This window comes from Ruegeria meonggei, from assembly GCF_900172215.1.
Classification (GTDB): Bacteria; Pseudomonadota; Alphaproteobacteria; order Rhodobacterales; family Rhodobacteraceae; genus Ruegeria; species Ruegeria meonggei.
The window spans coordinates 20,859-46,404 of the sequence record NZ_FWFP01000019.1 but is presented as its reverse complement, the minus strand read 5'-3'; the positions used below and the strand labels follow the sequence as shown (position 1 = coordinate 46,404).

Annotated in this window: 26 protein-coding genes; 10 read left to right on the top strand and 16 right to left on the bottom strand. The window is 55.2% G+C overall.

Features of this window, described 5'->3' with window-relative positions; translation table 11 throughout:
* Positions 1-484: 484 nt before the first annotated feature.
* Entirely contained in the window at positions 485-769 is a 285-nt protein-coding gene (locus RUM8411_RS22000) for a hypothetical protein (protein WP_143534984.1), read from the bottom strand.
* Between the two features lie 74 nt (positions 770-843).
* Here RUM8411_RS22000 and RUM8411_RS21995 point away from each other — a divergent pair, with 74 nt between their 5' ends.
* Positions 844-2,385 carry a metallophosphoesterase family protein gene (locus RUM8411_RS21995; RefSeq protein ID WP_085824877.1) on the top strand — a complete coding sequence of 514 codons (1,542 nt, stop codon included), beginning with the start codon at positions 844-846 and terminating at the stop codon, positions 2,383-2,385.
* Positions 2,386-2,781: 396 nt separating this feature from the next.
* On the opposite strand, the gene RUM8411_RS23120 is transcribed toward RUM8411_RS21995, so the two are convergent.
* Positions 2,782-2,994, bottom strand: a complete 213-nt coding sequence (locus tag RUM8411_RS23120) for a hypothetical protein (protein WP_143534983.1) — start codon at positions 2,992-2,994, stop codon at positions 2,782-2,784.
* Between the two features lie 45 nt (positions 2,995-3,039).
* Positions 3,040-3,813, bottom strand: a complete 774-nt coding sequence (locus RUM8411_RS21990) for a substrate-binding periplasmic protein (protein WP_159453955.1) — start codon at positions 3,811-3,813, stop codon at positions 3,040-3,042.
* A 121-nt stretch (positions 3,814-3,934) separates the two neighbouring features.
* On the opposite strand from RUM8411_RS21990, the gene RUM8411_RS23115 reads away from it, so the two are divergent.
* A complete protein-coding gene (locus RUM8411_RS23115; RefSeq protein WP_085824876.1) occupies positions 3,935-5,929 on the top strand; it encodes an adenylate/guanylate cyclase domain-containing protein in 1,995 nt (664 codons plus the stop codon).
* A gap of 234 nt (positions 5,930-6,163) precedes the next feature.
* On the opposite strand, the gene RUM8411_RS21980 is transcribed toward RUM8411_RS23115, so the two are convergent.
* Entirely contained in the window at positions 6,164-7,078 is a 915-nt protein-coding gene (locus tag RUM8411_RS21980; protein ID WP_085824875.1) for a LysR family transcriptional regulator, read from the bottom strand.
* A gap of 189 nt (positions 7,079-7,267) precedes the next feature.
* Between RUM8411_RS21980 and RUM8411_RS21975 the strand changes: the two genes are divergently transcribed.
* The 6 genes from RUM8411_RS21975 to RUM8411_RS21950 all read left to right on the top strand — a co-directional run bounded on the left by RUM8411_RS21975 (position 7,268) and on the right by RUM8411_RS21950 (position 10,738).
* Entirely contained in the window at positions 7,268-7,888 is a 621-nt protein-coding gene (locus RUM8411_RS21975) for a class I SAM-dependent DNA methyltransferase (protein WP_085824874.1), read from the top strand.
* 34 nt (positions 7,889-7,922) lie between these two features.
* Complete coding sequence (locus RUM8411_RS21970) at positions 7,923-8,579, top strand: DUF2306 domain-containing protein (protein WP_085824873.1); 657 nt, start codon at positions 7,923-7,925, stop codon at positions 8,577-8,579.
* Positions 8,580-8,641: 62 nt separating this feature from the next.
* The gene (locus RUM8411_RS21965; RefSeq protein WP_085824872.1) at positions 8,642-9,061 is read left to right on the top strand and encodes a DUF6326 family protein; all 420 of its coding nucleotides are present in this window, start codon (positions 8,642-8,644) and stop codon (positions 9,059-9,061) included.
* 50 nt (positions 9,062-9,111) lie between these two features.
* Positions 9,112-9,768 (top strand): methyltransferase domain-containing protein, encoded by a 657-nt coding sequence (locus RUM8411_RS21960; RefSeq protein ID WP_085824871.1) that lies wholly within the window; start codon positions 9,112-9,114, stop codon positions 9,766-9,768.
* A gap of 48 nt (positions 9,769-9,816) precedes the next feature.
* Positions 9,817-10,188: a VOC family protein gene (locus RUM8411_RS21955; protein WP_085824870.1), complete on the top strand. Its 372-nt coding sequence runs from the start codon at positions 9,817-9,819 to the stop codon at positions 10,186-10,188.
* 76 nt (positions 10,189-10,264) lie between these two features.
* Complete coding sequence (locus RUM8411_RS21950) at positions 10,265-10,738, top strand: GNAT family N-acetyltransferase (RefSeq protein WP_085824869.1); 474 nt, start codon at positions 10,265-10,267, stop codon at positions 10,736-10,738.
* 366 nt (positions 10,739-11,104) lie between these two features.
* Here the strand turns inward: RUM8411_RS21950 and RUM8411_RS21945 are convergent, their stop codons facing one another.
* From RUM8411_RS21945 to RUM8411_RS21910, 8 genes are all read right to left on the bottom strand, one after another.
* Positions 11,105-11,440 carry an NIPSNAP family protein gene (locus tag RUM8411_RS21945; protein WP_085824868.1) on the bottom strand — a complete coding sequence of 112 codons (336 nt, stop codon included), beginning with the start codon at positions 11,438-11,440 and terminating at the stop codon, positions 11,105-11,107.
* 460 nt (positions 11,441-11,900) lie between these two features.
* The gene (locus RUM8411_RS21940) at positions 11,901-12,647 is read right to left on the bottom strand and encodes an alpha/beta fold hydrolase (protein WP_143534982.1); all 747 of its coding nucleotides are present in this window, start codon (positions 12,645-12,647) and stop codon (positions 11,901-11,903) included.
* Positions 12,648-12,685: 38 nt separating this feature from the next.
* Positions 12,686-13,168, bottom strand: coding sequence for a DUF6653 family protein (locus RUM8411_RS21935; protein ID WP_085824881.1), 483 nt, complete (start codon positions 13,166-13,168; stop codon positions 12,686-12,688).
* A gap of 71 nt (positions 13,169-13,239) precedes the next feature.
* Positions 13,240-13,440 carry a 30S ribosomal protein S21 gene (rpsU, locus tag RUM8411_RS21930; RefSeq protein WP_085824866.1) on the bottom strand — a complete coding sequence of 67 codons (201 nt, stop codon included), beginning with the start codon at positions 13,438-13,440 and terminating at the stop codon, positions 13,240-13,242.
* 409 nt (positions 13,441-13,849) lie between these two features.
* On the bottom strand, positions 13,850-15,553 hold the full coding sequence (gene dld / locus RUM8411_RS21925; RefSeq protein ID WP_085824865.1) for a D-lactate dehydrogenase: 1,704 nt from the start codon (positions 15,551-15,553) through the stop codon (positions 13,850-13,852).
* Positions 15,550-16,734, bottom strand: coding sequence for an alpha-hydroxy acid oxidase (locus tag RUM8411_RS21920; RefSeq protein WP_085824864.1), 1,185 nt, complete (start codon positions 16,732-16,734; stop codon positions 15,550-15,552). The genes dld and RUM8411_RS21920 overlap by 4 nt, the downstream gene beginning before the upstream one ends.
* 13 nt (positions 16,735-16,747) lie before the next feature.
* Complete coding sequence (locus tag RUM8411_RS21915) at positions 16,748-18,811, bottom strand: TRAP transporter large permease subunit (protein ID WP_085824880.1); 2,064 nt, start codon at positions 18,809-18,811, stop codon at positions 16,748-16,750.
* Between the two features lie 118 nt (positions 18,812-18,929).
* Entirely contained in the window at positions 18,930-19,979 is a 1,050-nt protein-coding gene (locus RUM8411_RS21910) for a TRAP transporter substrate-binding protein (protein WP_085824863.1), read from the bottom strand.
* Positions 19,980-20,316: 337 nt separating this feature from the next.
* Here RUM8411_RS21910 and RUM8411_RS21905 point away from each other — a divergent pair, with 337 nt between their 5' ends.
* Positions 20,317-21,102, top strand: a complete 786-nt coding sequence (locus RUM8411_RS21905) for a FadR/GntR family transcriptional regulator (RefSeq protein WP_200818626.1) — start codon at positions 20,317-20,319, stop codon at positions 21,100-21,102.
* 398 nt (positions 21,103-21,500) lie between these two features.
* On the opposite strand, the gene RUM8411_RS21900 is transcribed toward RUM8411_RS21905, so the two are convergent.
* The 3 genes from RUM8411_RS21900 to RUM8411_RS21890 are packed head-to-tail and all read right to left on the bottom strand — an operon-like array spanning position 21,501 to position 22,680.
* The gene (locus tag RUM8411_RS21900) at positions 21,501-21,914 is read right to left on the bottom strand and encodes a DUF1761 family protein (RefSeq protein WP_085824861.1); all 414 of its coding nucleotides are present in this window, start codon (positions 21,912-21,914) and stop codon (positions 21,501-21,503) included.
* Between the two features lies 1 nt (position 21,915).
* Positions 21,916-22,362: an SRPBCC domain-containing protein gene (locus RUM8411_RS21895; protein WP_085824860.1), complete on the bottom strand. Its 447-nt coding sequence runs from the start codon at positions 22,360-22,362 to the stop codon at positions 21,916-21,918.
* Positions 22,363-22,680, bottom strand: a complete 318-nt coding sequence (locus RUM8411_RS21890) for an ArsR/SmtB family transcription factor (protein WP_085824859.1) — start codon at positions 22,678-22,680, stop codon at positions 22,363-22,365. It lies immediately after the preceding gene.
* 367 nt (positions 22,681-23,047) lie between these two features.
* Here RUM8411_RS21890 and RUM8411_RS21885 point away from each other — a divergent pair, with 367 nt between their 5' ends.
* A complete protein-coding gene (locus RUM8411_RS21885; protein ID WP_234995326.1) occupies positions 23,048-24,523 on the top strand; it encodes a serine hydrolase domain-containing protein in 1,476 nt (491 codons plus the stop codon).
* 42 nt (positions 24,524-24,565) lie between these two features.
* Here RUM8411_RS21885 and RUM8411_RS21880 read toward each other — a convergent pair whose 3' ends face one another.
* Positions 24,566-25,288 (bottom strand): hypothetical protein, encoded by a 723-nt coding sequence (locus tag RUM8411_RS21880; RefSeq protein WP_143534981.1) that lies wholly within the window; start codon positions 25,286-25,288, stop codon positions 24,566-24,568.
* Positions 25,289-25,546: the final 258 nt, after the last annotated feature.

The window sequence follows — 25,546 nt, the reverse complement described above, 5'->3', positions numbered from 1 at the left end:
ACCACTGCCAGACAGTTGTTTGTGAAGTAAACAACGAGAGAGCGCTTGCCCAAACCGACGACCAAGAATATGAAAACCAGACCCGCAGACTCTCGTTATGAATGAGGGAGCCTCGGGGCGCAGGTCAGCGTCGGTCAACGCATCGCCAGAGTCGTCACAGAAAACCCCAGTAACGGCTCTTCACTTGTTCTCGAAGCCGGTGATCAGTCGCAGCTGCGAATTCAACTGACACCAATGTTTCAGAGACCTCAACGCGTAACTCTTTGCATGAGTTTTGAAACAAACTTCGGAACTCAAACAGAACAATCGCCACCCATACCTTTCCATAGTTTCAGCGTCGACTCTGTGGGCAACGATCGCTTGGAGTTTGATGGCACAAGTTTGGATCAGGTGTGGCACAATATTTCGAGAGGTAGTGCATGGCGACCGTTCTAGAAGGTGTTCTTGAGGCAATGTAATTGAGTTCCCACTTTGGCGGCGGCAATCATAGCCATCGGCCCATAAGAGACATCCACTGGCCACCCGATTTTTTGCGGACGCAGCCCGCTTTGCAGCCATCCGCCGCAAGCGCAAAATGCAGCGCCCGTCGAACTAGCAGGTCGCGGACAACGTGACCATCAGCTAAACGCCTGCCAATATGGGTGCGGAACTGCGAGCATTGACCCGCGGTGGCGGCTTGTCCAAGAAGCTTGATCCATACGTAAAACAGCGGCAACATCCATAGAGTGGCGTTCAATTTTTGGAACGTCGGTTTAACGATATCGGTCAAACGGAAGCATCGGGTGTTTCCCAGGGCCAAAGTTTGCAGAAAACCATTTTCAATCTAACTTCAGGGAGCAAGCCATGACGGCCATGACCCAGACCGAAGCAGACGTTTTAGAAAAAATTTCAGTACTCCTCCAAAAACCGGAAGATAGCCCCCCTTCAGACCAGATCGACGTCGTGCTTGATCCGGCGAAAATCATCAAAGACCTTGAGGAGTTTTACGAACTTCTGAAAGAGTCCGACGCCATGCTCAAGGCAAGTGTGCCTTACCTTAAGCCGCCACATTATCGGCCCGAGCTTCCTGCGCACGGCGAGATTGAATTTGGCATTCTACCTTTTTGGGCAAAACACCCAAAGGAAATCCCCGATTACCAGGATATACCGCAAGTCTTCCTTGAGTTCCTTAAATTAGTCGATGGTTTGGGCCTCATTCCACAACCAACGCTCACGCCTAAAGAGTATGAGCATCTCAAGACAGCAGTCCTTAGCTACAATGCGATCTCGCCCGACGGTACGTCTTGGGGAATTGGGAACTTCGGGCAACTGGATTATCGCTGGCTCGAAGCGCCGATTAACATGCTTCTTGTCAACTATTACTACAAGAAATACCCATGGCCGATGGCGGCCTTGAATGACCCGGCCAAAAGCCCGCATGTGGCAACGATCCCCGAGGGTGGCAATACGTTTGCGGTTGCCGGCGATTGGGGAACAGGGGGAGACGACGCCATAGCGGTGCGTCATGCGGCTGTACATCTGGACCCGTACTACCTGTTTCACTTAGGAGACGTATATTACACCGGCACACCCCAACAATCGCCCGGTCAGACCTTCCTTGGACCCGGCTATGAGATGGCCCATCTTGTTGATTTCTGGCCCAGGACGCACAAGAAGTCCGGCCGGTCCTTCACGATGAATTCCAACCATGAAATGTACACAGGTGCTCGGGGTCTTTTTGAAGACGCTCTGTCCAGCCCAATCTTTGCCCACCAAAACGGTTTCACCTATGGGATGCTGGAAAACGAATTTTGGCAGGTTTTCTACCTCGACAGTGCTTACTACAGTCCAGATTTTCTCAAAATGTATGGTGCGCTTAGCGAAGATCAAATCAGTTTCGTGAAATCGAAGCGCAAAGGAAATACCGACAAGAAAACAATCGTCATGACCCATCACACGCCCTTCGATGTGACTGGCAAGTTCGAACAGGTCAAGAACAAAAAATCTCTGCTCCGAGATGTCGCCAGGGCTTTGGACAACAACCTGCCGGATTACTGGTATTTCGGGCATATCCATGACGGGATTGCCTATGCGCCAAAGAAAGTTGTCGCTTCAAAACACGGCCCGAAGATCCCGGGCACCTGTCACATGCGGTGCACCGGCCACGCCTCCATGCCGTATGGGGCGCCCTGGGCATTGGCTAAAGTGGGCAGCAAACCCCCCTTCAAGAAATCCGACTTCATCAAGGACATCGAGTTTTTTGCACAAACGCCAAAGCCCGACTACGGCCTTCATGTCAAAAACGGCTTTATGACCTTTACCTTAACAGGAGCAAATATCGAGGAAGCCTTCTACGACAGCGATGGAAAAAGGACTTGGTTCCGGAAAAGCGGGCCCACCACCTGAGACTGATCGTCCGCAGGTCAGGGGTAGTCGCAGGTCACAGATCTCGAACGTTATGTCGAGTTGCCACGGCGTCACCGCCACCGATCAAAAAGATCAATTCCCGGCACTAGCTACTGTCTGCTGGCGAGCCAGTAACGATGAACGCTCTCGTAGAGGATCCGGCCCATTCCTGCCGTTGGCCAACGAGCCAAGATGCTGCGGTAGCAGCCCGCATTCCTGCCATTCGCCGCAGGCGCGAAATCCTGTTAGAATGGTAATTCACAGTCTGCGGGTCTTAACTGCCTTTGTTACACTTGGCCGCCTTGTCCGCTTTGTAGCGCTTCACTTCCGTTAGCAACTTCCGCAGCATAGGCAAGTTGGGCTCAGCGCGGCCACTTGTAGAAATGGGATCTGTGTTTAGATTTTCTGTCCCGCCTCTTCAACCACAACTCCAACCTGCCATTCCAAATCTTCTTCTTTTTCTATGCTCCCCAATAACTGCCATTCATTCCTTACACAGCATTTTGAGTTGTTGTGCGACAGCAGTGCGAAGGGTGCTGTTATTTCAATGTCTCCTTCAGATCGTGCAAATTTTTTCTGGAAGCCCAAAAATGGATGCTGATTTGACACGTTCGTAAGCTTGAACAAATGCCCAAGTTGCCTGCGAGTGGTGGGTCATTCTTGCGGCGCGGGCTCCAATCCATAGCCTTCGATGATCCGTTGCGCGACGCCGTCTGAATAAAGTTCACGCCAGGCATCAAAAAACCGCTTTGCGACTTCCGGATAGGGAAAGTCTTTGCGGATCCCAGCGTAATAAAGAATTGCCTTGTCGCCGCCCGCATAGCGAACCTGCCCGCCAAGCTCCTCGTCAGATATAATCCCCCAACCGCGATCGCGGTTGGAATAAACGGCATCAAGCCTGTTTGCTGCGAGCTTTCGCATTCCTGCCGCATCATCGGGGTGGCCATCAATTTCAATGGGTTCGACATGTTGGGCAATTTGTTCTTCGCGCAAACCCTTGAGCTGTGTTTCAGTATTGGATGGCGCAAAGACGCCAACACGATACCCGGCCACCTGGCTTTGTTCGTCGTAGATCAGAGGATTGTTGGCCGCGACAAAGAAACCATATTCGGTGCGGAATAGGGGTGGCGAGAAATCCAACCATTCTTCGCGGGCCGGGTTGCGTCCGATAACCATCATGCCGTCAGCATCGCCGGCTTTCATGAGTTCCTGCGCCCGCCGCCAGGGGTAGATGTCAAAACTGCAAGCGATCCCGGCCCGTAGGCATGCCTCGGCTATCACGTCACGGCCAGGGCCCGCGACCTGCTGGTTTTCTCCATAGATGAACGGCGCAAACTCAAGCGTAACAAAGCGTAGCCGGTCGTCAGCACGGGCGGTCGCAGCGCAGACGGCAATCAACACAGAAAAGAAAAAGGCAAGCTTTGTCATTGGCGTCCCTGAAACCACAATCAGTTTGGCATAGTCCGAATATGGCGTATCCTTGCACATCTGCGCAATCCACGAGCCGAGGCTGTCCCAATCACGCAACAACGACCATACGAGTTCTGAAATGGCGTCCAAGCGCACCCGTACCGAAACGCTCAGAGCTAAATTCCTGCGCGTGACGATTCCACTGATCTTTTTATCGGTGATCGGGGTTTTCAGTGTCATTGAATACCTCACCCATCGCAGCGCTGTGGAAAGGCTGGAGCGAAGCTTGGAAGGGCAGATCCAGACTCAGGCGGCGGCGCTTGCCAATCCGCTATGGAATCTCGATGACGAACAGATCGGGCTTGCGCTTGCGGCGCTTGTGACAAGCCGCGAGATTCTGTCGGCACAGGTTTATGGGGAAGAACGGGAGTTGGTGAGCGCGGCGGGCGAAGTAGCCGAAACCGCTTCGTCCGGAGATCTGGTGCAGCTCAGCCGCGAAATTGTCTTTGATGCCGGTGCAGGGCCAAAGGTGATCGGTACGCTCGAGTTTGTCGCCACGCGTGAGCATTTATGGCAGCAAACCCTCAACCGCCTGCTGATTGCAGCTGTTATTGCCCTCGTCGCTGTGGCTATGGAGGTTGCGGCGGCGCTATATGCCCTGAGAACGATCATCGGACGCCCGCTGGCGGCGCTACTTGCGTCGATCGAGCAGCGCCGGACCGGAGGCAGCCGGCAACCGGTGATCTGGGAAAGCTCGGATGAACTGGGTCAGGTGATCGGCGCCTATAATGAAATGCAGGAAAAACAGGCCGCCTACGAGGCCGAACTGAGTGACGCACGCGATACGCTCGAGGATCGTGTCGTCGAACGCACCGCCGAACTCGCCACAGCACGGGACGAGTCCGCTCGCGCCAGGACACGGCTCAACGACGCGATCGAAGCCATCTCGGAAGGTTTTTCGCTCTATGACAATGACGACCGTCTCGTTGCGGCCAATTCGCGTTACAAAGAGCTATTGAACATCGACGACGACATGATGCAGCCGGGGCAACCTTTTCAGAGCATCCTCTCCGCAGCAGTTGATCGTGGGCTCCTTGCCGATGCACAGGGTGGCCCGGAGCGGTGGGTAGAGGAGCGAATGGCGCGCCACCGGAACCCGGGCCCCGAGTATTTGCAGCGCTACGCAAATGGCCGTTATTTGCGGGTCAGCGAGCGGCGCACCGAGGATGGCGGCACGGTGGCGGTTTATTCCGACATCACCGAACTCAAGCAACGCGAAGAGGAACTGGCGACCAAATCCGCGCAGCTCGAGCAGCTTTCCTGCCAGCTTGCCAAATACCTCTCGCCGCAAGTCTACGAGTCGATTTTCCAGGGACGACAGGAAGTGAAAATTACGGCATCGCGCAAGAAATTGACGGTGTTCTTTTCCGATATTGCCGGTTTTACCGAAACAGCCGACCGTATGGAGTCAGAAGAGCTTACGCAGGTGCTCAACCAGTACCTGACAGAAATGTCAAAGATTGCGCTCGACCATGGTGCAACGATCGACAAGTTCATCGGCGATGCGATCATGGTCTTCTTCGGGGATCCGGAAACCCGGGGCGTCAGAGAGGACACCCGTGCCTGTGTCCGAATGGCCATCGCAATGCGGGATCGTCTACTTGAACTGTCCGACGAATGGCTTGCCGCCGGCATCGCCCATCCGTTTCGGTGCCGGGTAGGCATCCACACCGATTTCTGCACGGTCGGTAACTTCGGCAGCGAGGACCGGCTTGATTATACGATCATCGGCCGCGGCGTGAATATCGCGTCCCGCCTGGAACAAAACTCGAATCCCGGAGAAATCCTCATCTCCTACGAAACCTATGCACATGTCGCAGACGACATCGACTGCGAGGAGCGGGGTGAGGTCAAGGTGAAGGGGATGGCATACCCGATTACCGCCTACCGCGTCAAAGGTGTCAAGCAGGAGGATTCTGTCGAGACAGGACAGCAGGTGCTAAGCATCGTTTCGATTTTAGAAGCGGATCCATCTGCCCTCTCTGCAGACCAACGGGAAGACGCGATTAACCGCTTATCGAAAGCGCTAGATCGCCTTGCCGCCCAATCAAACGCCGAGGACGCAACAGAGTAACTTGGATTGGAATACTAATTATGAGCGCATTGGTCCGCGACAGGTGCGGCCCAAACCAGCCGTTCATCGCGAGATAAGTTGCCGCATTGCAGCTTCCCCAAAGCGGAAGTTGATCGATTGCGCAGCATTTCCAACATGAACGTACACTCATCGGACAAAACGAACTCGTGCAAGCGCAGCTTCAACTATTGCCACGCGACCTTACTTGCTCCGGGTTCGGCGCTTTTGCACCTGTTAATCGCCACCACTTCGGCGCTTCGCAACGTCTGACAGACCCCGGGCCAGCAGGTCGAATACGATCCGGATACGACGGCTGGTCTGCAACTCCCGATGGGTGACCAGCCAGATTGGAAACTCAAGCGAAGGGAAATCCGGCAAGACCTTCTCTATGCCAGATTCAGCCTCGCCCAACGTTTCGGGCTGCATAGAGACGCCGTAGCCCGCTTTCACCAATTCCCATGCGACGACACCGCTCTCGCTCGACATCACGAAGCTCTCTGCGCGAACGGGCACGCCCATGTTGCGCAGTGGGGCCATTAGCCGCTCGGGGTCGGCATTGCCGACGAAATCGAGTGCAGCCACATCGCGCGGTGTCCGTGGGCGGCTTGCACAATCGAGATAGTCGGTCGCGGCATAGAGAGTGGCGCGAAAGTCGCCCAAGTGCCGTGCGATCAGGTCCGGCTGATCTGGGCGGACGTGGCGTATCGCGATGTCCGCCTCGCGCTGCGTCAAATTCTGCATCTCACTCGACGCGAGAATGCGGACGCGGATGCCCGGCGCCATCTGTCTCAACGGCTTGAGCACGCCCGGCAGGATCGCTGCTGACAAGAGGTCCGTTCCCGTGACCGTGACCTCTCCGGTGACATCCTGAGATTTACCGTCGGCCACCATCGAGATGAGCGTCGCAGCCTCGCCCATCGTGCGCATGTGATCAATCAGGTCGCGCCCTGCTTCCGTCAAGGTAAGACCACGGACGCTGCGTTCTACCAACGTGACGCCAAGTGCCTCCTCCAACGCACCGATCTGCCGCCCTATCGTCGGCTGAGTTGTCTTCAGCACGCGCGCCGCGCCGCTGAACGAGCCTTCCTCCGCTGTCGCGAGGAAGGCTCGTACCTGGTTCCAATCGAAGGAAACGGCCTGCCAGTTCATTCATGAGCGTATAGCAGGTGGACGAATTTAAGCAATCGACCTTTTATGAGCGCATGGATGATACCGGATGCGAAACGAGATCGGCCCGGTCTCTGCAATCGAAAGCGACACAATGCATTCCGCAGTTTCTTACGACTGGCGCATCCGCGCCGCTTCAAACCTGAAGTGCAACGCGCAAAGGAAACCGACATGACTGCTCAAGCCTTCTGGGACCGGCATGCGCCCAAGTACGCCAAGACACCTATTGCCGATGTCACCGCCTACGAAGAAAAGCTGGAATGCGTCACTGCGCTTCTTCGATCGACCGATCGCGTTCTTGAAATCGGCTGCGGCACAGGCGGCACAGCCAGGAAGATCGCGCCTGTCGTCGCTCATGTGACCGCAACCGACCTCTCTGCCGAGATGATCCGGATCGCCCGGTCACGATCAGGTGACGATACCGCGGGAACACCAGAATTTCTTCAGGCGGAGGCGGCGCAACACATTCCTGGCCAACCGTTCGAGGTCGCTTGCGCGTTCAGCCTGCTTCACCTGGTGGATGACATACCGACCGTGCTGGATTCAGTATTCCACCAAATGAAACCCGGCGGTCACTTCATATCAAAGACGGTTTGTCTGAAGGACGCGCCGCGCTGGATGCGAGCCATGGTTCGCGTGCTCATGGCCGCGCGGATCGCGCCTAATGTGATCATCTTGAGTCGCGCTGAATTGACCCGGCACCTGATCCGGGCCGGGTTCGAAATCGAGCAGACGCGGTACTTCGGAAAGAACCGACTGAGCCCCTTTATCGTCGCCCGCAAGCCCGCCTGAGGCAGACCGACACCTTATTCTGAGAGACTGAAGCATGTACTTTATCAGCCGTCGCGAATGGGCGTTCCTTGCCCTCGTGTTCCTCTACTCTTTCATTCCGGCAGTCGTCGGGCTGGTCCGAATTCCGGAACTTTTCGGCGCTCCGGCGATCATACCGCCGAACCCACGTGCGGTGATCGATCCCCTCCCGATCACATTGCATATCCTCGGCAGTTCAGTTTTCTGCCTTGTGGGGGCTGTGCAGTTTCTGCCGAGACTGAGGCGCTACCGCCCCGCCTTGCACAGGAACCTCGGGCGGATCGTGGCGGCCGCGGGATGCGTCAGCGCGCTTACCGGGCTATGGATGACCGTAGCTTACGTATTTCCCAACGCCCTGCAGGGACCATTGCTTTATGGGGCGAGGGTCACGCTTAGCCTCGCGATGATCGCCCTCATCGCATGGGCCGTCGTCGCGATCCGGTCGCGAAACGTCGCTGCGCACCGCGCTGCGATGCTGCGCGCTTATGCCATCGGCCAAGGGGCCTCAACGCAGACCGCGCTCTTTCTGGTCACGATGGGCCTCTTTGACACTGAGCCGTCGGGGTTTTCGCGAGACCTCCTGATGGTTGGGGCGTGGGCCATCAACCTTGCGATTGCGGAACTCCTGATCCCCCGCGCCTTTGCAACGCGCACATCCGGTGCCGTGATCTGAACCCAATCGTACTCCCGGCCTGATACCGGCAAACTCCAGAAACACAGAAAGAAGACACCAAAATGAGACGGCTCGATCCCCATATTCTTCTTTCGGCCCTGTGGCTGTTCATACTGCTCAACATCATCTTTCGCGACATTCACCAGTTTGTTCTCGCGTCCCATATCGAGATGCTGCTGACAGGCCATTATAACGGCATCGAGATCACCGAAGGGCTGATGCTTCTCGGCGGTTTCCTCGTCCAGGTGCCGATTGCGATGGTGCTCTTTTCGCTCCTGCTAACCCGCAGGATCGGTCGCCCTGTCACCTTCCTTGCAGTGATCGTCACGACGGGTACGCTCCTTTCCTCGGCCCCCACCGACATGGATGACACCTTCCACCTCGCTATCGAGATCGTGGCTCTAATGGCAATTCTCTGGACTGCATGGACGTGGCCCGAGCACGAACACACCGCGCCGCAATCCGACGCAAGTTCTTCGTAAAAAACGTGTGCGCACCGCGGACACTATGAATGAGTAATAGGACTAAAGAGATGTTGGCAGAAACGCCTTTAGACGATGCGGTCGATCTTTATGACAAACTCGCACCTCGCTATGACAAACTTCATCATCGCTGGCTGCGTCATGCAGGCGGCGAGGCGCAGGCCGCCCTGGAAGGCCTGGTGCGTGCACTTGCGTTGCCGAATTCGAAATTTTTGGACGCTGGCTGCGGCACCGGCAACCTGGCGCGTAGATTGATTGCCGAGGGCATGCCGCCGAATTTGATGACCCTTCTCGACCCGTCTGTGGCCATGCTTGCGCGCTGCGCCGACATTCCTGTGCCAAAGATACAAGGACGGTTGGAGTCCTTGCCGTTTGAGGATGGCACCTTCGATCTTGTGACGTGTGCTTGGGCTTTGGAAACCGTCCCCGATCCCCATCTGGCTTTGAGTGAGCTTTGCAGGGTTGTTCGAGCCGGCGGCGCGCTTTGTCTCGCGTTCTGCGCAGATGAGCCTGCCCGTGGCTTTGCCGACAGCCTAATGCGCCAAGCGCTTTTGTTTCGCGGGACTGGCCGGTTTATGTCCCGCTCCCGATTGATGCAGGCAATCGAGCGTTTCGAAAATTTTGAAGTGCGGGCAATTCCGAGCCATGGTCCGGCCTCGACCCTGCTTGCAAGGCGGTCTGGCGAAGCAACCCAGGCGCCTTTGTAGCCGGGCTTAGAGTAGAAAATAACGCCCACAGAATCACGGAGAGCATGCATGATCGGATATGTTACCCTCGGAACCAACAACTTCGAGGTCGCGCTGAAATTCTACGACGCCTTGTTTTCAAGCGTGGGCGCAAACCGCCTTTGGAAACACGGCGATATGGCCGCATGGGGGCGCTCGCGGGCCGAGCCTGCGTTATGCCTTGCTTGTCCGTTCAATGGGGAACCGGCAAGTGTTGGAAACGGGGTGATGGTCGCTTTGAAAATGACCAACAGAAAAGCCGTCGATACGCTTCACGCCAAGTGCCTCGAACTTGGCGGAACAGATGAGGGCCCCCCCGGCCCGCGCGGAGATCATGGTTTCTACGGAGGGTATTTCCGGGATCTGGATGGCAACAAACTGAATGCCTATGTCGCAGCGTGACAGCAGGCATAGAGTTGGCTGGTGAAATATCGCGTTCAGAGGACAATGAGCGACGAGCACATCGAAAGACGCCGCAATGAGATCTGAAATAAAATTCGTCCGATTGTCGGAAATCGACCCAGCCGAAATCTTAGCGCACATGTCCGACCCTCGTGTCGCCGAGCATATGCCGCTTCTGAGATTTACTTGGAATGCCGAGACAGTGGCGCGGTTTGTCGCCAAAAAGGAAGAGTGTTGGCACCGTGACGGACTTGGACATTGGGCATTCTTGTCCGATGACCGATATGTCGGCTGGGGTGGATTTCAAAAAGAAGGAGCCGAGTGGGATTTCGGACTGGTCTTGCGGCCCGACACGTTTGGCCTCGGGCCGCGCATCTCGCGAAAGGCGATCGACTTTGCAATTTCCGATGAACGCATCCCGTATGTGACCTTCCTTTTACCACCGTCACGCACGAACCTGCGGGCACTCGACAGACTTGGTGCTTGGCGGGTTGGCGAAGTCGACTATGACGGGGCGACCTTCCTCAAATTTCAACTTGCGACAGAGTGACAGCATTGTCCGATTTCTGGTACATCGCCAGCTCCAGAGTGTGTTGTAACTCGCGGCCCAGAGCCGACATCCAGCAGCCAACCGAAATGCTGCGGTAGCGCCCGCTTTGCTGCCATTCGCTGCACTAGCGAGAAAGGAGGCCTGTCGAACTCACGAACTGCGGGACAACGGCGACTTGCATTCGAAATCTAATGCCGTCTTCGCTTCCGGTTAGTTGGGTGTGTATTGGCGACGTAATTTTGCCATGCGATCACGGTCTGTTTCGGGTTATCGCCACTCACCGCGTACACGCCAGTGGCAACAATCGGTGTTGCGGAGCGTGTCTCGTTCTCTTCTGTGAGCCCTTCGGATTGTGGGCCCCGGAATTCAGAGAGATACGCCCCCCCCCCCGAAACTCTCAAACCCGTTTGTTGTTTCGGTCACATCCGCCTCGAAATGGAGGATTAAGGGCATTACCAAGGGCTCGATGTGCTCATTCCATACCGGTCCTTTGTAGAAACTATCTTTGATCCTGTCTCGCTCCTCGAGCGACGAGAATGCCCGCATCCAGTGGACTTTGTCAGGATTGTCCAGATCCCGCAGAGGGCCAAAGACCAGCATCCCGGCGTCGCGCAGTGCAACACGGTTCTCCTGCTCAAAGAACTCGATAAACTCCTCGCGACGTCCGGGTTTTAGTGTGTAGCGACGAACTTCGATAATCATGTGTGTAACCTGTTCGCTCAGAAAGTTCTCTTGGGGGAAGTCTGTTGAGAATGATCCTTACCGTACCACTTAACGTACTCATTTGTGACACTAGGAACTCAAAACTTCCTGGGTTTCCGCACCCACGTCAATCTTGATAACCCATGATATCTCCCTCCGCATTATGGATGTGGTTGATACCAAATCTCTGTAGAAGTCCGCCAAGTTCGAACAAAGTCTGTCCAGACCCACTAGCCATCGATTGACCGAAATAACGGATCTTGCCGCATATGAATTTCATACGTCGAATTTCGGGGCGATGCCGCATGCATTTTCTTGATGAATCCGGTCGAATATCCGACTGCCTCCAGCCGAGGTGACCGAGCCAAAGACGCCTCTTCCTTCGAGTGCCTATTCTAAACGAAATCAGTATATTATCCAGAATCTGTACAACTCCAAAAGCGTCAATCTTGAGTGTGAACTACAGTTCAGCTTGTACTAGGGTTGAATAGTGTTCAGCGCCTTGAACCAAGTTTATTGTGGCTTTTTCACCAAACACACCCTTTAGCGAGTGAGACATTTCAACCGGCGACCAAGTGTCATTAGTCCCGTGCCAAAGGACGACGTCGCATTGCACCGCTGACATAGTTTCGCTCCAATCTGCGACATAGGCGCTGATAAATGCAAGATAGGCCGCTGGCCTCTGTACGAAGCTCTCCGATAGCGCCTTTTTCATAACGCTGACGAAGGTCTCGTCTTCTAAAAGAACTCTTTCCGAAGGGCCGCACTTTGCGAACAATACTTTGACCATAGTTTCTGGAAAAAACCGGGTCAGCAAACTTTGAAGACGCGTCAGAAACCGAAGTATCCTTGGACGCTTCATGGCCAATTCAAAAACAGGTTTTCCCGCCATCTTGGGTAGAAAATCACCTATGAAAAGTGGGGCAGCGGGCGATATCAATGTTAGTCGGCCAACCAGGTTTGGCCTGGACGCCGCAACTTTTATTGCCGCCATGGCGCCGATGGAAAAGCCAACCACATGCACACACTCGCCGTCGGTTTCCCCCAACGCTGCATCTATGGCATCACAAAGATCTGCGTCGATGGCCTTCGGATCAAAGTTCAGCAAATTCAGAGCAATGGCTTCAATACCAGGATTGGCCTTACTTAGTAGCTCCGCATCTGATGGGCTGCCAGGCATACCGTGGCAAAACACTACTTTCTTCATGATCGTATTCCCGAGTGGTTTAAATGTGGCGCCACAGATCAACTGCCAACCGTCAGATCTTCAATAGTTCCGCCGTCGCGCAGGAAGTCGCCCCAAACCCAGGCCATGCGGTCTACAAACCACATCTTGCCGCCCGAGATCACAACTATGCCGAGGCAAGTGAACCCTAAGTCGAATGCCCACAGACCATAGGCAAACGGCAAGAGACCAACGCCGCTGGCAACGGCGACCGTATTTGCGACGCGCTTATGATGTTCCGCAACTTTTTCGCGGTGCCGCAGCCAGACACGCTCGCCAAGAACACCCTGTGCGGACCAACTGTCGAAAGACTCCGGCCGCGAAAAAGCGCGTGGGTTGATCCATATCCAGACAAGAACGACGCCGACCGCAAGCCATGCCCAATAACCAATCCAAGCTCTGCTCCAGATTGCCAACGCCAGAAGCGGCAGGGGTGTCAACACACGGGTCCAAACGGACCAAGAGTTCGCATGCCGCAGCCAAACCTCGTCCTTCATGCCCATGAGGCGTTCGGAAAAACCCCCGCTGCCATCGGACAACGGGGGTTGTTTTTCAGCATCGAGGAATGATTACATCATCCTTCGCGTTCCAACTTCTTGCGTGCCAGCTTTCTGGCGCGGCGGATCGCTTCAGCTTTCTGGCGCGCGTTTTTCTCGGACGGTTTCTCGAAATGTTGCTTGAGCTTCATTTCACGGAAAACGCCTTCCTTCTGGAGCTTTTTCTTAAGAACCCGAAGGGCCTGATCAACATTGTTTTCGCGAACACTAACCTGCATGTGGTTTACACCACCTTTCTAGTCTGAAGTTTGCAATGATTTGCAGGAACAGGCTGAATAGCGATCTTGTCCTAGATTGTACAGCATACCGGTTGCAGGTGGGGTCGGAGGTAATCGTCATGCTCACAGCATCGGCCATTTAGGCTAGATGACATTGAATTCGCACACGGCCCAATCCGGACATTGAACCGACCGTCAAGTTGCTGCAGTCGCAGCCCACTTTCCCGACATTCGCTGCACGCGCAAGCTCAGGAACTGAGCGAACAAACGGCCTGCAGGGAAAATCCAGGCCAATCATGCTAATCTCTTCCATAGACGGCTCCATTCAGGCTGTTTGCAAACCCACAATGGCACATCGAGGCCAGCGGGGGCGTGTACACCTTCAAAACCACATTGAGTGAGCTCCAATTTAGGTCGGCTGTTTGGGCGTGGCCCCGGCATAGTTTCGGGCCTTTGACATCTTTCCAATTCCTGGGTTGAAGGAATTGGTCGGATCGCAACATCGGTAATGTTCCGCCAAATCGGGTTTCGCCGCATATAGGTGGCCCACATTGTGCTCAGCGGGGTATTCCGCACCCCGCTCATCAAACAGTTTGAGCATCGCTACCTTCAGTGCCTTTGGATCTGCATCTTTTCGGACAACATAATCCTGATGCATCACGTGGCACAGGAAATGCCCATAGTAAAGCTTATGGACGAGTTGATCACCGATCTCGGGCGGTAGATTTTCCAGCCAATCCTGATCATTTCGACGCAGGGCGACGTCCAATGCGATGATGTCCTCAACCTCATCTGCGTGGATGGCCATGTAGCGCACGGCAGCCCCCGCAGCGGCGAACCGATGAAGGCCGGCTATCTTGGCCTCACGCGCTGTGCATTCAAAGAAATCGGCATCGCGATCCTTCAAAAAGCCGGGCAACCATTTAGCAGCTTCATTGATCCCGCCGCCCTTCATTTTGAGGATCAGGTGATGTTCAAAACGGTCACGGAATTCCAGCATCCGTTTCGGCAGAACACGCGGCCATAGCGCGACGGCCATTTGCATGAAGCGGTCAGTAATACTGCTCAGGAACGGAACGCGGCGCAGCCATGCATCCACTGCCCCTTTAATGGCAAAGAACATCGGCAGGCGGTCCGTGCCCAGCTTATCGATCATCACGACCGTGTCCTTGCCATAGCGCGCGGTAATATCGAACACGTCGCGGTGCATGTATTCCGCAGAAACCGGCAAATCCTTAAACTCGGACAGAATGTAGTGGCGTAGGGCGGCCAGATCACCCGGATCGTTGGTGCCGATATAAAACACCTTCTCAGCGTCGTTCTTGGGAAAGGTATCAAGGCGCACAGCAAACACCGCCAGCTTTCCCGCGGACCCGGCGGATTCATATAGCTTTGCTTTGTCCGCGTTGAACCGCGCCGGCGTTTCAGCGTCCACATCGCGCACGATTTGCGCATAGTCGCTGGCCGAGGCGCGTTTGTTGGTGTGTTCCGGTGTCCGGTCGAATGTGCCGGAGTCTAGATTGGCCAGAATTTCCTCGGGCGTCTCGCCCAGGTCAATGCCCAGATGATTGACCAATTCCAAATCGCCTTTTTCGGTAATCCGGGCATAGACCGATAGCTCGGTGTAAACCGGTCCACGCTCAACAAGAGAGCCGCCCGAGTTGTTGCACACACCACCAACAATGGACGCCCCGATGCACGACGAGCCTATAACCGAATGCGGCTCGCGCCCCAGCGGAGCCAGCAGTTTTTCCAAAGCAAACAATGTGGCCCCCGGAAAGCTGACAATCTGCGCGCCGTCATTCAACGGAACTAAGGTATCCATCCGGCGGGTATTAATCAGCACCACATCTCGGTCATATCGGCCCGATGGCGTCGAGCCTTCGGTCAGGCTGGTGTTGGCCGCTTGCATGATGACGATCTTGTCTGCCGCAACGCAAGCCTGCAGTACTTTCCATTGTTCCAGCAGCGTACCGGGCTGAATAACGCACAAAGCCTCGCCCTGGCCCGAGCGAAAACCCCGGCAAAAACGCTCTGTTGCGCGTTCGCCGGTCAGAACGTGCCTAGCACCGACGATGGAACGGAAGGTTCGGATCAGATCCTCATTCGTCATGCCGCATCCCTTTGTTGTCTGATATTGGGTGCGGTGTCCCGAAACCGGATATTGCTGCGGTTCAGCTGATCGATACGGGTCACACCCATCAGCTTCATATCGCGTTCGATCTCAGCACGCATCAATCCCAGCGCACGTTCAACCCCTGCCTGCCCTGCAGCGGCAAGCGGATACAGATAGTGGCGCCCTACCCCAACGGCCTTGGCCCCGAGCGATAGCGCCTTCAACACATGGGTTCCGCGCTGGATACCGCTGTCCATCATTACATCCAGCTTGTCACCGACCGCATCGACAATCTCAGCCAGTTGGTCGAAAGGCGTGCGTGAGCCGTCCAGCTGACGACCACCATGGTTTGACAGGATAATCCCGGTACATCCGATCTCGGTCGCGCGGCGGGCGTCTTCGACGGTCATGATCCCCTTCAGGCAGAATTGACCATCCCAATCGCGCACCATCTGGGCCACGTCACCCCAGGTCATCGACGGGTCAAGCATATCGGTGAAATACCCGCCGATAGAACTGGCGCCTCCACCCATATCCACGTGTTCTTCCAACTGAGGCAGACGGAACCTCTCATGTGTAACGTAGTTGATCCCCCACTTCGGCTTGATCGCGAACTGGATCATACCCCCCAGCGTCAGACGGAAGGGGATCGAAAACCCGGTCCGCAGGTCGCGTTCGCGGTTGCCTCCGGTGATTGAGTCCACCGTCAGCATCATCACTTCGACCCCCGCCTCTTTGGCGCGTTGCATCATGGCGGTGTTCAAGCCGCGATCTTTGTGGAAATAGAATTGATATACCTGCGGGTTCTCATGCTTTTGTCGCAGCTCTTCCAACGACACGGTACCCAACGAGGACACGCCGAACATGGTGCCGTATTTTTCGGCCGCAGCGGCAACAGCTCGCTCTCCCTGATGGTGGAACAAGCGCTGCAAGGCGGTGGGCGAGCAATAGACGGGCATGTCCAGCTTTTGCCCCATCACCGTGACAGACATATCCACTTCTGACACACCGCGAAGAACCGAAGGCAGCAGATCGCAGCGATCAAACGCGTTGGTATTTTCGCGGTATGTCACTTCGTCATCAGCGCCACCATCGATGTAGTTAAAAATGGGACCCGGTAGCCGTTTCCTGGCCAGCAGCCGGAAGTCGTGGAAGTTATGACATTGGCTCAGACGCATCGAGAAAGCTCCTTTAATAGGCGACCGAGGGCAACCAAGTGGCAAGAGTTGGCCACAGGAAGACCAGCGCCAGACCGGTCAGCTGCAGCAGAACGAAGGGGATAATGCCTTTATAGATGTGCATTAGCTTGATTTCGGGCGGGCAGACGCCTTTCAGATAGAACAGCGCAAAGCCAACGGGCGGTGTCAGGAAGCTGGTTTGCAGCGTCACTGCAACCAAGATCACGAACCACACCAGCGCAGGTTCATCCAGAACGCCAAAGCCAGGGATATCGATACCCAGCCCATTCACGATAGGACGCATCAGCGGCAGAACGATCAGCGTGATCTCGATCCAATCCAGCACAAATCCAAGAAGGAAGACGATGAACAGGATGAAGAGGATGGTGCCATTTGCGCCAAACCCAGTGGATTGAACAACATGCTCGATCAACTCATCGCCACCAAGTTCACGCAGGACGTAAGAAAAGACAGTCGCGCCAAGGAAGATCGCAAAGATATAGGCGGTGGTGTTGAAGGTCGACACCAGCACGTTCCACAGCTTGTGGAAGGTCAGTTTGCGATATCCCAATGCGAGCAGCGTCGCGCCCAAGGCACCGATGCCAGAGGCCTCGGTCGGTGTGGTCAAGCCTGCGAAGATCGAGCCCAGTACGGCAAGGATCAGGATAAGCGTCGGAATGACGGCGATCAGCACATCTTTAACGGCGGCCCAGTCGGGGGCTTTGGCACCTTCGGGCACAGGGGCCGCGTCGCGATTTACCAGTGAAAAGATGAAAATGTAGGTCAGATACAACCCGCCGATGATTACACCGGGGAAGACAGCTGCCATGAAAAGGTCTCCGACCGACAATGCCATCTGATCGGCCATGATCACCAGCATGATCGACGGCGGTATCAGGATGCCGAGCGTGCCAGAGGCCGAAACCACGCCAGCTGCCAGTGTCGGCTGGTACTTCTGCTGCATCATCGACGGCAGCGACAGAACCCCCAACAACACCACGGACGCACCAATGATACCGGTTGAGGCCGCCAGAATAATCCCAATCAGCGTCACGGTAATTGCCAGACCGCCGCGTACAGTGCCGAACAGACGCTGCATCGAAGTCATCAGACGCTCGGCCACGCCGCTTTCATCCAGCATCAGACCCATGAAGATGAACATCGGCAAAGCCACTAAAACCGCGTTGGACATGGTCGCATAGACACGGTTCACCACCGCTCCCAGGGTCAAATAGTCCAGCCCGGTAAAGGTGCTCTCCAACCCGGTCCACAACATCAGGTCGTTGTCGAACAGATAGGCCAACCCACAGTATCCCACGCCGACACCTGCCAGAACCCAGGCCACCGGGTAGCCGGTGAACAGCAATGCGATGAAAGTCAGGAACATTGCGATAACCAGCTTTTCCTCGGTTGTTTCGACGAGGAAAGCCAGTCCAACACAAACTGCGGCGAACACAGCCAGCACCAACAGAATACGTCGCAATGGCGCGCCTTCACGCTCGGACGCCGGCCCGTAAAGCAACGCATGCCCGTCATGGATCAATCGGGCCAAGGCGGCCAGCGCGAGCAAGACAAAGCTGATCGGAATAACCGCTTTGAGCGCCCAACGAGCCGGCAGACCAGTGGGACTGTCCGAACGCTCGTTAACGCGCAAGCTTTCATAGAAATAGTCATACCCCTGATCGATCATCAGATAGATGAACGGGGTCAGCAGGGTCAGGATGCCTATCACTTCAATGACCCTCTGAGCCCGGCGAGACAACTGCATATGCAGCACATCCACCCGCACGTGGCTGTCGGTGATCAGCGCATAAGAGATGCCGATCATCGTGACAATGCCGTAGAAATGCCATTGGATCTCATCCAGTTTGGGATAGTTCTGGCTCAGCAAGTACCGCAGTGCGACCTGGGTAAAGATCGCTCCCATCAGCAGGACATTTGCCCACATAACCACATGACCAACAGCCTTAACGCTTGCGTCGATGGCAACGGCAATTCCCTGACGGTCGGTTTCGGGGTGTTCCAGGATGCCTTCATAGGCTTCGACCGGATCGGTAAGTTTATTTTGCGTGGTCATGGTCATTCCTCGCTCAGCTGCCCGGCACACGAGCAGTGAAAAGTTAGAAATTCCGAAGATCAGGAAATAAGAACCGGAGCGGCGGATGACGCCGCCCCGGTTACGTCAGCAAGGGAGTTTACTGACGCGGGAGGAACGCGTTCGTCTTCCAGAGACCATAGCCGTCACGGAATTCGTTCATGTCGTCCAGAACTTGTGCGAAGAAGGCGTCATTGGCAGCCTCTTCAGCGGCAACCTCTTCCCAGGTCGCACGGAAGGTGTCGAGCATCTCGGGCGACCACTGCTTGATGGTGACACCGTTGTTTTCAATATTGTCGAGCAGCGCGGCGTGCTGGATCGCTTCGCCTTCGGCAAAGCTGTCCGTCATCGAGGCCTTACAAGCACTTTCGATGATCGCCTTGTGCTGGTCGCTGGATTCGTTCCAGACGTCCTTATTTATCAACAGTTCGAATACGGTGGCCTGCTGGTGCCAACCGGGGAAGTAGTTGAATTTAACCAGCTTGTGGAAACCCAGGCGCGCGTCGATAGCAGGCATCGAAAACTCGGTTGCGTCGATGGCGCCTTTTTCCAGCGCGGGGAAGATCTCACCACCCGGCAGCAGCGAAGTTGCTACGCCCAGCTTCTGCATCACTTTGCCACCCAGACCAAAGAAGCGCATCTTTAGGCCATTCAGGTCTTCTGGAGAGTTGATCTCGGTCGCGAACCAGCCAGAGGTTTCAGGCGCAATAACAGCGCAGGGCAGAACGTGTACGTTGTAGCCTGCTTGATCATACATTTCCTGATAGAGGGTCAGGCCGTTGCCGTAATAAAGCCACGCCATGTATTCGCCAGCCTCTGGACCGAACGGAACGGCCGAGAACAGCGGTGCGGCCGGGATTTTGCCGGCCCAGTATCCGGCGGTGGTGTAGCCAGAATTTATCTTGCCGGTGGACACAGCGTCCAGAATTTCAAACGGTGGAACCAATTTGCCCGGCTCGTACACTTTCATTTTCAAAGTGCCGCCCGACATCAGCTCAAGCTGCTCAGCAACGCGCGGGATCGGTGAACCAAGGCCCGGAAGCTCGGTCGAAAAGGCAATCGGGGTTTTCAGCAGTAGCTTGTCAGCGGCAACCGCAGGTGCGGCCAGCAGGCTGGCGGCCACGGCAAGGCTCGTCAGGGTCTTCTTCATGAAATCTCCTCCAGGGTAGGTCGGGGCACTTTTACCCCAATCAGTGGCGCGGCTTCTTCCAGCACAGCTCCGGTGGTAAATTAACTTTACCAAACAAATCCAGTCAACAAGTTTTTTTACCATTGGCTATTCATGATGCGCTAAATCAAGTAGAATTCAGTAAGGTTCAGGATATGACCCGAAGACGACCCAAAAAGAAGAATCGACTTAAATCTATTCATATCATGCTGCTAAGTTCGAAGTTCTTGATGAGCGTTGTAGCTTGAGTTTTGACCAGCTATGGATATATTTATTTACCAGTACACTTTAGTTTTGGCATTGAGCGGAGATCAAAATCATGAGCCCCACAGCGATATTTGAACCTGTCGGCCACGAATCGCTGGCTCAAGCTGTCGTGGCTCAGATCGAGGACCTGATCGCCTCGGGCGTCCTGAAACAGGGCCGCAAACTGCCCTCGGAGCGAGACCTCGCCGAGATGTTGCGCGTGTCGCGCCCGAAACTGCGCGAAGCCCTGTCTGTTCTGGAAGAACGCGGCCTGGTCACGACGCAACATGGTGAAGGGACCTTTGTCGCCGCACTAACCGGACAGGCCATGATGCCTGCACTGCTCGCGCTCTATGAGCGACATGAGCCCGCCTTTTTCGATTATTTGGAATACCGGCGTGAACAGGAAGGTTTTGCCGCCCGCCTTGCCGCGCGACGCGCTACAAAGGCCGACCAAGAGAGGATTGCGGAGATTTTGGTCGAGAATGAGCGCGCTTGGCGTGAAAACGATACCAAAGCTTCTCAAGAAGCGGATTTTGCGCTGCACTCTGCAATCGTCGACGCCAGCCAGAACGCAACCCTGATCCATATCATGGCTTCGATCTACGAGCTTACACGTAAGGGTGTGTTCTACAACCGCGACTTTCTGAAAACAATTGACGGCACTGGAAAGCAGCTACTGGACCAGCATATGGAGCTCGGCCAGGCAGTAATTGACGGCGATGAGCAACGCGCCGAAAAAGCCGCGACTGATCACATTGACTTCGTCGAAGAGTCCTTTAGGCTGGGGATCGAACGGAACCGCAGAGAAGCGATAGCTGAAAAACGCCGTCTGCTGTCGGATTACAAAATGTCGTAGCTCTCTATGGCTATCGGGATGCATCACACGCTATTGGGCCAGATCGAAGAAAACACGTATTCTGATGCCTTGTCCGGATTTGTTGCGAAGTATTGGTGGGTCTAAGGGAAAACTTTGTACCAGCGAGCTAAACGCCAGCTTCGCAAATTCCCGAAAAAGACTGACGGCCCATTCCTTCCGTTGAACAACCGGTAAAGATGTTGCAGCCGCAGTCTGCATTCCTGACGTTCGCTGCAGACGCAAAATCCTAAGTTTATCGATCTCACCATTCAAGCGACAAAGAGCCAGTTCGCTGCGCAAAAACTAATGGCAGCTTCGACGCGTCGTATTGGAAATCCCCACCCAGTTGCACGACACGGTCTAGATGCGTATTTGCCTTTGACCAATATCCTCTTGGCCTAGCCAAAGGCGCTCAAAACAACCGAAACCACAAGTATCAACGCTGCCTGGCTTCCGGCCGCAATTCGACCTGCTTCGAGATTAAGCAAAAACCCGTATCCTGGCAGCACTGTTGCAAGCCCATATGCCATAGCGGCAATGACTCCGAAAACCAAGCCGCCGCCAATGCTGTTGATTCCAGCCGCTTGGTGCAAGAGCGCAGTCCCGATCACAAGAACGACCATACATGCTAGGCCGATGCTATAAGTGCTGCTTGGCACTGCCAGGGTATGGTCTGCTCGATCTTCTGCTCCATAGGCTTTCGCCCAAGACTCCCCGAAGAGTAACGTGAACCACAAGGTCAGCAGGGCTTGGCCAGCAACGACAGAGCCAATGACTGCGATCCAATTTACGTTAGAAAGTGAGATTTCCATTTTATTGACCTTGCGTTGATGAAAGTATGTAGACGTCCAAAGCAGCGAGAACTCTTGTCCAGCCGGCGACAAAAAGCGCTGCGCGTTCGGGCCAACGTTCCCCCATAGCGGCGGATCCCTCAGAGTGATCAATAAGAACTTGAGTTGTATCCCCATCTGCGACGAAGCGGACAGAAACCTCTGTAGGGGCCGAGAGTTTTCCAGGATGCCACGTGAAGCGCAAGGCCTTCGGCGGCGTTAGCTCAAGTACCTCCCCGAGGACAAACTGCCCGTCCGTGGGGTGGTCTTCGAAGAACCTACCGCCGACGCGCGCTTCAAAACGTAGTGTTGAACCTTCGAACTTCCGATGTCCTTGCGGCCACCAAAGATCGACCTTTTCCACAAATGCTCGAAAGGCATCGTTCGGACTGCACCGCAGCGTAGCACTCTTCCTGATTACGTTGGCCATTCAGTCCTCGCTGTTTTCGGCGACCATGGCCAATCGGTTCAGCGCAACGTCCCAGAACGCGTCCAACCAGGAACGCGCTTCCTCAAAACCCTCTGGCACGAGGCTATACTCGTTGCGGTTCTGCACGGATTTCGCCTTAACAAGATTGGCAATGCTCAGGATCTTGAGATGTTTGGAAACCGCTGGTCGCGACATGCGATAGTACGCTCCAAGTTCGGAGACGCTGTGCGGCCTTGCCGCAAGCTTTCCCAGCATGTCACGGCGTACGGCGTTGCCAAGCGCATCTAACACCAACGCTTGTTTGGACGTGATATTCATTGGTAACCTCAAAGTTACCGTAACTATTAAGTTTCACGTATAGCGCAGTCAAGCCTTGTTCGATTAGCAGCAAATGCTCTTTGTACCAGGGTCCATGACCGACCGCGTCGTAGCGCGACTGACCAAAACTGGTGCACTTTGACGTAGCAACGGCCCAGACCGGTCATTCGACCCATGTCTCAGATGCTGCGGACGCAGCCGGCATTCGCCGCGCGTGCAAAACTTACAGTCGGTCGAACTCACCTGTGCGGACAATGTGCGCATTGATCGAAAATGTCCTGATGTCTGCTCGGCGGAATGTTTGCCACTGGCCGATGAACCGCCTTTGTTGCTAACTTGTCCTTATACTTCCAGGCAGGGTGTTCGATTGTTCTCGCGTTTCTTCAGTGTGTTTACGGGTGTATTTCTCAAAGCAAACATCGCACGGCTGACAACGATTCTGCTTTTCGTGCTCTCTAGCGTGTCCGCATTTGCTCAGGCTCTTGATCCCGACCTAGATGCCATCGAAGAACATGTCCTTCGAACGCTTGAACGTGATCGCGTACCGGGCGCTGCCATCGCCATTGTCCGGCGGTCGCAAGTTCTGTTCCTGCAGGGTTTTGGTGCAGATGGCCGTGGTCGGCCCGTTTACGAAGACACGTGCTTTGTGATCGGTTCGATGAGCAAGGCATTCGCTGCGTTGGTTGCGATGCGTCTGATCGAGACGAGACGCTTATCGCTCGATAGTTCTGTCGGCGCAACACTGTCAGAACTGTCAGACATAAGTGGTGGCGTCTGGCACGACATCACTTTGCGCCAGTTACTGACACACACGAGTGGTGTGCCGACCCGAACGCCCGTCTTGCAGCCGGATGCATCGCTCGCACGGTACGTCGAGAGTCTTGCGGATGTGGAACTGAATGGCCCATCCACAGAGCGCCATGCGTACTCGAGCGCCAATTACCTTCTCGCAGCACGCATGTTGGAGACGGTGGCTGGCACACCATTCGACATACTTCTGGCGGATCAGGTATTCGCCCCGCTCGGCATCGAACAAAGTCGAGCGCGAAACGACGAATGCCGATCCGCGGGCCACCAATACTGGTTCGTCTGGCCCAGGCCTGATGACCGTCCTTCCGAACCCGGGCGTTTGGCCACGGCGGGTATAACAGTAAGCGTCGCGGAAATGGCGAGGTTTCTTCAGTTTCAGCTGGGCGAAGGAGTGTGGGAACAGGAGACAATCCTCAGCGCAGCAGGTCTTGCGGAGATGCATAACGGGACCGCCCAGGGCGATGGTTTTACCTACGGGTTGGGATGGCGAAATGTAGATTTGGCAGGCATCCGGTCGGTCCAGCATGGTGGCGTCCTACCCGGCTTTCGGGGAAAGATGATCCTTCTTCCCGAGCATGACGCGGCTGTGGTGGTGCTTACAAATGCGTCCTCGGCGTTACCATTGCCGATCCAACCAACCAGCCATAGGCTTGCCAACGATATTGCCCTTCACTTGGCCGGCGGGCCTCTTGGATTACCGAAGTCTGGCTATCGGACCTGGCTGATATTGTTCTGGAGCGGGCTGGGCCTTGTGTTAATCCACCAGACAGCCACCTTTGTGCGCATTGCGATTGGACGGGACCCAGCGCGCCATCCACTTCGAAGTGCTGCCGCCGACATTGCGATGGTGTTCGCAATCGTTTTTGCTTTGCCTTGGGCTATCGGTCTATCGCTTCGAAGCATCGTGGTCCAGACGCCGGATCTCACCCTATGGTTGGCGGCAATGTCTACAATGGCGGTCTGCGCTACCGTTATCCGAGTGTTTCGCGCGCGGGCGGACTCGCCACGGGCTCCAGACTCTCCAGACACGTAAACAGCGAAAATCTTCATCGGATCAGAAAAAGGCAGCGCAGGGTTACCGTTCGCCGAACTCTGTCATCAGGTTCCGAACACGCGACCGGACTGACGCAGCTTTATCCTCCGACATCTGTTCAAGCACATTCCACCTGTCCGAGTGCTTGTCGCACAGTCGACACAGGGCATCGGTGGCCCAAGCGCGGACGAAGGGGCGCGGCGCGTCTAACAAGGGATTCAACCATTGCTTCAAAATAGGCTCGACCTCTTGCGGTACTGACATATGGACCAAGGATTGACAAATGTGCAGCTGCGCTTGCCACGCCGTCACCTCGTCAAGCCCAACAACCAGTCGTTCGACGTCCTGTGGCATGAAGTCGTGACCTTTCTCCACCATGGCCTTGATGATCCAAGTCGCCCCTTCAGACACGACTGCTTCTTCATCCGGCGCAAGATCAGCCAAACTCGAAAGAAACCATGGCTGGTCCTCGTGTCGAGCGGCGATCTCTGAAAGGACTGATGGGTCTCGCCCGTCATAGTCGGTGAGTTCGTTGCGCAAATCATCGACAGTCGCCATCGACACCTTGTATCCTTTCCCAACTGTATCGCGAACAACCCACCATTTTCGCGCATCAAGAGAATTGATGCGTTGGCGATTGAGTGCCTTTGAACCTGTGCAACAGATAATGATTGCCGAACTGATGTCGATCAAGTTCGGTTTTTTGCACTTCGGTGTCATTCGTTCTAGGTGAGGCATCGGAAAAACTGGGGTCTTCGCGGCCATCAGAGGCGGTGCAACCCCGCGCCAAGCAACCTAACGCTTGGCAATTTGGGAACGGCCCAGAGCAGGTATCGCCGGTCTCGTCATTCGGTACTCCGCCGCTTTCGTTTTGCGGTCATTCGCTCCAGTGTCATCCACTCAAGCCGATCTTGCGGGTGTTGCTGCAAATGGTTATGTTGAGACTGCTTCTAGGGAAAGCCTCCAGGTTCGCGGAAAGCCGTCACCGGCATCTCTGTCAACAATTCGACAGCCTTATTTCGG